1 tRNA gene and 2 rRNA genes are annotated in these 342 nt (G+C 57.0%); all 3 read right to left on the minus strand.

Annotated elements, in window-relative coordinates:
- Positions 1–112, minus strand: a 5S ribosomal RNA gene (rrf, locus tag WFO70_RS22325); the annotation flags it as partial.
- Positions 113–150: 38 nt separating this feature from the next.
- Positions 151–226, minus strand: a tRNA-Thr gene (locus WFO70_RS22330).
- Between the two features lie 14 nt (positions 227–240).
- Positions 241–342, minus strand: a 5S ribosomal RNA gene (gene rrf / locus WFO70_RS22335); the annotation flags it as partial.

Raw genomic sequence — 342 nt, forward strand, 5'->3', positions numbered from 1 at the left:
GGCAGTTCCCTACTCTCGCATGGGGAGACCCCACACTACCATCGGCGCTACGGCGTTTCACTTCTGAGTTCGGCATGGGGTCAGGTGGGACCACCGCGCTACAGCCGCCAGACAAATTCTTTTCTACGTGCCGAACTTTAACCTAAAAACTGGTGCTGATACCCAGAGTCGAACTGGGGACCTCACCCTTACCAAGGGTGCGCTCTACCAACTGAGCCATATCAGCACACTTAATTTGATGCCTGGCAGTTCCCTACTCTCGCATGGGGAGACCCCACACTACCATCGGCGCTACGGCGTTTCACTTCTGAGTTCGGCATGGGGTCAGGTGGGACCACCGCG

It is taken from the genome of Leclercia sp. AS011 (assembly GCF_037152535.1).
In the GTDB taxonomy this organism is placed as follows: domain Bacteria; phylum Pseudomonadota; class Gammaproteobacteria; order Enterobacterales; family Enterobacteriaceae; genus Enterobacter.